Consider the following 7384-nt stretch of genomic DNA (forward strand, 5'->3'; position numbering starts at 1 on the left):
CCGATACGCCCCGCCGGGCCGTCGTAGATGAAACCTTGTAAAGCGATCAAGGCCGACCAAACGCTCAACGAGCGACCGTAGTATTTGCCACATTCATCGTCGCCAAACGGATTGCCTGAGTAACCCCAGGGACCGTTCTTCATATCGGTAACACCCTCGGTGCGCAGGCGGCCGTTGTAGCGATCGGCAATCGCCTTGATGACCATCAGACCTTCTCGCAGCATCCCGTTTTGTATCATGGTGACCGCCGCGCCGTACTCAAATCCGGTCATCACTTCGTCGCCATACTTCATGCCCGGAATCGGTTGTGGGTTCTTGGGCCATGTAATCATCTTCATGCCGCCATCGTCGACTTCGCAGTACTGCCGCGGCTTGAGCGATTGGCCATGAAAATCCGCCAGGAAGTTGTACTTCAATAACGACTGCATCGCTTTGCGCGAACGATCCGGCGGGTAGTTAGCGTCGATGCCCACTTGGCCGGCCCACCATTCGCCAAGGATTTGATCGATATGGCATCCGTCGAGGTAGTCTTGAGCACGCTCTGGGCCAACCTCTTGGATGTAATATTCGCCGTTCCACAGTCGTTCATTCTGCAGCTTCTTGCCGGATTTTCGAATCCTGCGATACTCCGCCGCCGTGTCGGGCTCGCCCATGATATCGGCCATCCGGGCACCCGCTTCGAGTGCGGACAGATACAGCGTACCGATCCATGAGGAGCATCCCGTGAACGCTCCGTCGAGCGTGTTGTGCTGAATGTTCTGCATGTATCCGTCACGATTGGGGTCCCAGTGGTCGATCCCCCACTCCATCGCTTTTTTGATGTTGGGCCACTGCAACTGTAGCCACTGGTTGTCGGTCGTGCAGAGGTGCTCACGATAGCTGTTCAGGATCGTGCCAAAGTGCCCATCGGCTGCCGGGCTCTTGTTGGTATGCCGATGCGGCAGCAAGCCGTCCGGCGTCAGCGTGCTGTAGTCTTGTTCCCGCATCTTGCGACCCAATTCGGGCAGCAGACGCGCATGGGCTTGTGCATAGTGCCACACGTGTGTGCAGTTTCCGGCGCAGCAACCATCGGTCGGATTGCTGCCTTCCCATGCACCAAAGAACCCATCGGCTGCCCACCAGCAAGTTTGGCTGCGCAGCACCGCCAATTGTGATGAGAGTCTGTCCAGCAACCACCTCGGCAAGCTGGATGCATAAAGCGTGTCATGGAAGCGGCGGGTTCGCGCGATCAAATCATCTAGATTGCGAATCAGGTAGGACGCCACATCGCGAGCACCGGACCACCAATTAGTGTAGTTTTGTCCTTGGTGCGACCAGCCGACGCTCTGTCCGCTTTCGCCTTCTAATTTCACCGGTCGTCTTCCCGACCCGTGATTTCCGGCTTTGAAGTACCATGACAACACAAAGGTGACCGACTTCGTTTCGCCGGGTGCGAGTTCGACGGGAGCCGAAAGAGCGCCGTTGACGGTTTTTCCAGCGGCGGAAATCTCTGACGTCGTGGGGCCTTTGCACTGGCCGTCGGCGTCAAATCCACCATGCAGTTCCTGCAACGAATCCCAAGCGGCGCAGCCCGATGCACCGGACGCCGTTGTCATCAACACCATATCCGAGTTGTCGATGCCACTGCGGGTCATATGCAACAGGGTCGATTCCGTAGTGGGCTTCGCCGGAAGTCCTTCCGAGCGGTGGGGACTCGTAGCCTCGTCCACTACGTTGGCATCTGCCGTTTGCTTTAGAATCTGGTTCTGATTCTTGCCGAATTTCCCTCCCTTGCCTTCGGCGTAACCGAGTGCATTTTGTTGCGTGGCCAGGACGTCGACCTGGACGGCGGATGACGATGGATTGGTCACCGTCACGGTATAGATCGCACAGGGAATCGCCGAGTGCTTCAGGTCCATTGGAATGAACGGATTAAAAACTTCCAGTTCCACTTCCACCGGCAGCGCGGGCTCTTCGAAGCGATACATCGCCAGCGGATATTCGCCTTCGAATTTCAAGGACGACATCGCTGCGAACGGGCCGAACGCCTCGGTTTGCAACGCGCGAACAACCGGTTTCCCACCCTCGGATTGCGCCCGCACCGCAAGGAAGCTGTCGGCGATGCGTTCTTCGGAGTAGTTGCATGCGATCTGCCAAATAGCGGGCTCGGCCTTGCCGTTGAACTGAATGGCGCCAGCACCGATGCCGCCAACGGTGAAGTTGATCGCACCGAGATTCTCGCCCTCGTAAACACGTGTCTTGCCCGGAGCGGTCAGTGCGGGATCACTCAGGATCGCCTGCTCTTTTCGCGCACGATGGGCATTGCGCTCCGCTTCAACTCGGGCGACGATCTCGCCGGTTTCTTTCAGACGTTGTTCCCATCCCGCAGCCTTCAAATGCTGCTGGAAATCAGCCAGCGTCAAACCTTCCGCGTAGCAGGCGACTTCGTCCAAACAGATATCCGCCGAACCCCATCCATTGACCGTGGTCGCCCCCATGGTCATGGTCGATTTATTCGGTCCTCGCCGAGTGAACTCAAACGCACCGCCGCGTAGGCTGCACTCGTAACCATCCACGTAGGCCCGCAGGTCGAGATCAAAACTGGTGATTGCCAAGTGATACCATCGCCCCACTTCAATCGGCTGGTCGGTGGGCAGATTGATCGTCGTCAACACGTCGCCATTGACGTTGCGATAGACCAGCGACGACAAGTCGTTTTTGATCCCGACGATATAACGAGCCTGTTGCCCCGCGGTTTGCGCGATGATCACCGGATCCTCGTTCCCCTTGGGTGGCGAGGCAAGTTTGAAGAACAGCTCCAACGTCGCCGAGCGGCCACGCAAGTGATTCGTGTTCTGTACCGAAACCGGTTGTTTTGGGGCGGGCTGTTTCGGAGCGAGGCAAATCGCTTGTCCGTCCACGACACCATCGACATAGGATACCGATCCGCCGCCCTTCGCAGGTGCCTTGTCCATCACATCGGTCAAGTCGCCATCAAACCGCCAATAGCCTCGCAGCGATTCGTGCGACTGAATCGCGTCGGCATAGCTTTCCTGGCGACCGGCAGCGAATAGTGGCTTGCCAGTGAGCGCGGTAGTCATTGCGCCCGCAGCAATCAAGAAACGCCGCCGTGACAAGTCGAAATCGACAGCGGGCTCGCAACAGGATACTTCGGAGGTATCGTCGATGATGTTCAATTGCATAATGAATGAATCGGTTGGCGGTTGGCTTAGTGCATTGCGTCTGGTGTTGATGATGTCTCGATCGCCCAGAACTTAATTGTCCAGAGTTCGATCACCCCATGAACACAGATCTGCAGCGATCATGTGATCCGAAAAGGAATCAAGGTGCCTCTACGTTTTGTCGGTGCCCACTGGATTAATGGTTGCGATGAAAACGGGGAACCGAGTGACTTGGTCGCATCAAATCGCTCGACAGATAAGACCAACATTCGTCTGTGACAACCGTTTGACGCCGTCGGATGATTTGCGTCAGCTGTGTTCGGCTGCCGATGTCACGTTATCCTGGCTGTGTAACCCATTTATCTTAACCGATGGAACGGTCCTGCCGAGGATGAATTGCGACATGAATTTAACGTTTTGCGACAGGCTGAAACAGCAACTGGAATCGGGAAATCGCCGCGTTTCTTAAAGCACAGGATCTTCAAATGAGATGCTTGCGGTAAGGAACCCGAGCAGTCATTCGCATCGGGCAGTCGACTTCTAGCGGTTAGTCCTTCGGAATGACAAATGATGCGAAGAAGCGTTTGATCTCGGCAGTCACCTTGTCGTTTTCGACTTCGCGGGCCGCATCCAGGACATCGACGAACACCCACACCACTTGATTTTCGATCAGATACAGTTCGTGCATCGCCTGGCCGCCACCGTACTCGCCAGCCGTATTTTTTCCCGGCGGATAGCGATACTCCAATCGAACGGCGGGATAGGCCGAGTCTTCAATTGGCGTCAGCGATATCGATTCGCTGCCCGCTTTGCTGCGCATCGTTGCGTTACCGATTCTCGCGATAAATTCAATTTTGTCCGTCGCCGCATCAATCACTGCCGCGGGATACGTGATGACGTAGAAATTCCAGAACCGGCCCCGCGCCGAGACCTTGTAGATTTCGAAGGTCACTGAGCCTTGGGAAATCGGCGTTACTTGGTCGGTCCTGGTCGGTTTGCCCGGCAATTGGATCCGGACGCGTCCGTCGATCGCGGTCACCGTGTGCCAATCGCCATTCGGTTTGGCGGCTGAGTCCTTGTCATTGGAAACGGACGCTGCTGTCCCGTTTTTGTCTCGCATCGCTGTTTCGATTTTGTCGCGTGCCGCTGTTTTGATATTGTCGCGTGCCGCGAGGGCCGCCACGCGAGCCTGGATGATCGGCGCTGCATCGACACGCCAGCCATTTTTTTTGCGAACGAGCGAGTAGGGAACGGGATGATTTGGAATCTGCAACAGGACTCGCTCCGTGCTGACATCCTCCTCGTCCACCGTCATCGTCCGTCCGCCCGGCAAGGAAACCTTCTCGCCCAACTTCAAGCGTCGGATCTCCTCCGACGCGAGTTGCTTTTTCATTTCCGCGACGACTTGCGGCGGCGCCGCTTCCCCTTGCAAAAGAATAGCTGCATTGGGGTGTGGCAATATCAACGTCACGACTTGTCGTCGATTGCCGCCAGCCAGTGCCACCAGAAACTGCCGCAACACGTCTTCCGGCGAAGCGTCTCCGCCGTCATCGATTTGGGACGCAATGAAAGCTCGGTCTTCCTCGCAAAGACGCTCAAGTGGCAAAACGGTTTGCGATCCGTCCTTCTTCCGCAACGTGACCTTGCCCTCAGTGGCCGCGACGAGCTCCGCTTCCACCTTGTGTTGCCCGGTGCTGTCGGTCCACAGACGCAGTGCCGCCAGAGGTTGACCGTCACGTGGTTGTTTTGCGGTTGTCGCTGACTTCGTATCGTCCGCCCGCCGAATCAATTGCCGAGGAATTCTGAGAACGCGACTTGCCGGCGCGCTGTCAAGCTGCACTTTGACCAGTCCGCCACGCATCGACTCAAGGACCTCACCCTCGATCCACTTGTTTCCTTGCCGCACTTCCACGCGATCGCCGATCGCAAAGTCCACGTCGCGATTTGGCTTCCCTGGCGATTGTGCCTGCGACGAATTCAAAAATGCAAGGACAACGATTGCGATTGGCAAAACGAAAGAACCGCGAAACAGACGAGCAGCAGTCATCGAACGATCCTTTGCAAAGAAATGGTTTATTCAGGCAGGCCGCCATCGATTGGCGAAACGATATGATACATGTGGTCCGTCACCTTTTCGAAGCAGATCCGGAAATATTGTTATTGTCCCCTTGAATAGCCGAAGTACGCCAGGACCGTTTCAAGCGGCATTTGGCGAACGAATTCGATGTATCGGTCGTGGATGTTGGGTCCGGATCGTGGACCATCGGACGCAATCCGAGCTTCGATCGTGCGAATGCGGGCCTCGCGTACCTGCTTGGCCGCATCGACAATCTTCGTGTGCGGAGCGTTTTCATCGATCAACTTGAACAGCGTCATTTCACGCCGCTGCAGGATCGCTAGCTTCTTACTCGAGTGGGGAAGATAGTTCGTCACAGCGGTGCTCCGTAAAACGCTAGCTGCCTTACTTATGACGTGTAATCAAACGTCAATTTTTGCTCGGCGCTGACGGTCACGGGTTCCGCGAAACGCAAAACGTACTGGCCTTGGTTTGACCCAAACGTTGCAGGAATCTCGTTGCCGGCAAGCTTCACGTTGGCGCCGCTTGCCGTTGTTCCCGGGACCGCATCGAGTGTAAACTCTTTCAGAGTGAGTTTGCCGTAATGCAGTTCGACCGCGGCCGAATGCTTGCTCGAGTCGACTTTTTGGGAAAAACGGCCCCAACCTTCCGCCGTCGTAAACGCTGCCCGGAAATTCTCGGGACTCAGCCGCGGGCCGAATGCCAACTTGCCTGCAGGGCCGTCATAGCGATAACCGCACGCCGCCAAGTAGGCACCGTAACTGGCCATCGCACGCGAGTAGTGATCACTGCATTCGACTTCGTTGTAAGGGTTGCGAGCGTCCGGCGAGTAGCGGTCATAGATCGCTTTGCCAATCGCCAAACCTTCCTGGACCATCCCTTCGCGGATCATGTGGGCGGCGACCTGCCATTCAAATCCGGTCATGCACTCGTTCAGATAGCCAGCGTAACTGGGCTTGCCGCTCTTGGGTTCAATTTTGCCATTGGGGAAGCTGCACATCACCAGTCCCGCATCGCCAGCGGCGGCATACCAACGGCCGTTTTTCATCACTTTGCGGAACTCGCCCACGTTTGGTGCAAAGTTGTACTTCCACAGCGATTGCAGCGACTTTCGAATCTTGTCCTTGGGCAGGATCGGATCGAGTCCGACTTCGTGCAGCCAGCTTTCGCCCAGCACTTGGTCGATATGACAGCCGTTGGTCGAGCCGTGCTTTTCACTATCCGCATCCCCGGGAATGTGAATGAAGTAGCCGAATTCTTCCTTCCAAAGCAGATCCACCATCGCCGGTGCGCCTTTGGCGACAATCCGTTCATAACGCTCGGCCACGACCGGTTGATTCATCTGACGTGCCATCACCGCCGATGCTTTCAACGCGGCGTGGTAGACGTTGATCAACCAATGCACCTTGCCGTACCAAGGCTCATCCAAAGTGTTGTGCTGGGCACCGGCCAATAGCCCGTCTTCATCTGGATCCCATTCCTTGATCACAAAATCCATCGAACGTTTGACCCGGTCCCACATGCTCTCGAGGAAGCGGTAGTCCGTCGTCATCTGGCTTTCACGCAGCACGCGAATGATCGTGCCGCAGGTGCCGTCCAGAGCATCGTCTTTACCGTTTTTGCCTTCTCTCATCGAATAGCGGAAGTAGATCATGCCAGTGGACTCGTCGAAACCGAGACCATACTCGATCTTGTCGCGGCACTCGCGTTCGATTTCTGGAAAGACCCTCGCCAAACCTTGGGCATAGTTCCACACGTGCGTGCAATTGCCGGGACAGCAGCGGACGCCTTCTTCTAAATTGTAAATCTCGGTGTCGTTGCCACGTGGATAGACTCGCTGTGCGACTTGGGTTTGCATGCAGTTGATGGGAATAAACGCACGCTCCAAAAACCAATACGGCAAGCTGGAATCGTACCAGGCATCGATCCATTTCTTGCTGGTGTCGTACAGCTCGCTCTCACGGCTGGCTACTTGACTCGAAGCTTCGGCAGCGGTCGGCCAAACCGTCGCGTAGTGATTGCGGCCGGGCGAGGTCGACTTCGGCCCGACGCCAAAAGCGGTGCCATAGCGAATATTCGGAAAACGCCAGGAAACGGCGAAGGAGACCGTCTTGGATTCACCGGGGCCGAGCGAAAATTTGCGGCC

At 56.3% G+C, this 7384-nt stretch carries 4 protein-coding genes; all 4 read right to left on the reverse strand.

The features are described 5' to 3' along the window. Nucleotides 1-3182: GH116 family glycosyl-hydrolase (locus ABX962_RS25140; protein WP_372723407.1), on the reverse strand; the 3182-nt coding region annotated here is incomplete at its 3' end. A 526-nt stretch (nucleotides 3183-3708) separates the two neighbouring features. Then, nucleotides 3709-5208: an SHD1 domain-containing protein gene (locus ABX962_RS25145; RefSeq protein ID WP_372723409.1), complete on the reverse strand. Its 1500-nt coding sequence runs from the start codon at nucleotides 5206-5208 to the stop codon at nucleotides 3709-3711. Nucleotides 5209-5318: 110 nt separating this feature from the next. Next, entirely contained in the window at nucleotides 5319-5594 is a 276-nt protein-coding gene (locus ABX962_RS25150; RefSeq protein ID WP_372723410.1) for a hypothetical protein, read from the reverse strand. Between the two features lie 32 nt (nucleotides 5595-5626). Further along, nucleotides 5627-7384: GH116 family glycosyl hydrolase (locus ABX962_RS25155; RefSeq protein WP_372723412.1), on the reverse strand; the 1758-nt coding region annotated here is incomplete at its 5' end.

The organism is Novipirellula sp. (assembly GCF_041583735.1).
GTDB lineage: Bacteria > Planctomycetota > Planctomycetia > Pirellulales > Pirellulaceae > Novipirellula.

Excerpts from the sequence above, each read along its gene's own strand:
- ABX962_RS25145 (WP_372723409.1), bottom strand. The coding sequence starts at position 5,208 with ATGACTGCTGCTCGTCTGTTTCGCGGTTCTTTCGTTTTGCCAATCGCA.